Consider the following 1,207-nt stretch of genomic DNA (forward strand, 5'->3'; position numbering starts at 1 on the left):
TTTTGTGAATAAGCCCCCCACCCCAACAAAGTTGGGACAAGCGAAGCGATGAAAATGAAAGAATTGCGTTAAAGGAAGTAATCGGTGAAAGAAGGTCGGGATCACTTGGTGCCAAGTAGCCCGTGAATAAGTCTGACCATGATGAATATAGGCACAACAAATTGTCACCCCATTTTAAAGGGAGTACGCTAAGTAGTTTCTAAGATACAATTCATCACACCGGTTATATATGGAGGGAAACGCAAATGGAAGTTATCAATCCATATTGTTGTGGGATAGATGTCCACAAGAAATCGGTTACCGCTTGTTTAATTACTCCGAAAGGCAAAGAAATTAGAACATTCGGGACAATGACCAGCGATTTATTAGAATTGGTAGACTGGCTTGAAGCAAATCAATGCACAATCGTCGCCATGGAAAGCACCGGAGTATATTGGAAACCCATCTATAATCTCCTCGAAGCAACAGATATCAAAGTATTAGTTGTAAATGCACAACATATCAAAGCAGTTCCTGGACGGAAAACCGATGTCAAAGATGCGGAATGGATTGCGGATCTGTTACGGCATGGCTTGCTTCGCGGCAGTTATATTCCGGACAAGGGACAACGGGAACTCCGGGAGCTTGTGCGGTATCGACGGAAGATGATTGAAGAAAGGTCCCGAGAAGCGAGCCGCATCCAAAAAGTACTCGAAGGAGCGAACATTAAACTAGGAGACGTGGCCTCCGATATTTTAGGCAAATCAGGCAGAAACATTCTTGAGGCGCTTATTGCAGGAAATAGCAATGTTCAAGAAATGGCCCAATTTGCTCAAAAACGAATGAAAAGCAAAACAGCACTTTTAGAGAAGTCATTACAAGGTTTAATGGGTAAACATCAACAGATGATGCTAGAGACACAACTTGCGCACATCGATTTTCTTGATGCGCAGATTGAAAAACTGAGTCAAGAAATTGAGGAACGTATGCGCCCTTTTGAGGAAGCCATCGAGAGGCTGGATGGCATTCCGGGAATCGGAAGAAGAGTCGTTGAACAGATCCTTGTTGAGATAGGTTTAGATATGAGCCGCTTCCCCACCGATCGACATATTGCGTCGTGGGCAGCCCTTTGCCCCGGTAACAATGAAAGTGCCGGGAAACGTAAAAGCGGTAAAACACGTAAAGGAGATAGTTCTCTAAAAGCAAGCTTGGTACAAGCGGTAAAAGC

The 1,207-nt window shown here is 44.1% G+C and carries 1 protein-coding gene; it reads left to right on the plus strand.

The window, feature by feature from the left end; all coding sequences use genetic code 11:
* Window positions 1-245 precede the first annotated feature (245 nt).
* Window positions 246-1,207: IS110 family RNA-guided transposase (locus tag EDC14_RS26450; protein WP_132018441.1), on the plus strand; the 962-nt coding region annotated here is incomplete at its 3' end.

The sequence above is a fragment of the Hydrogenispora ethanolica genome, from assembly GCF_004340685.1.
Taxonomy (GTDB): domain Bacteria; phylum Bacillota; class UBA4882; order UBA8346; family UBA8346; genus Hydrogenispora; species Hydrogenispora ethanolica.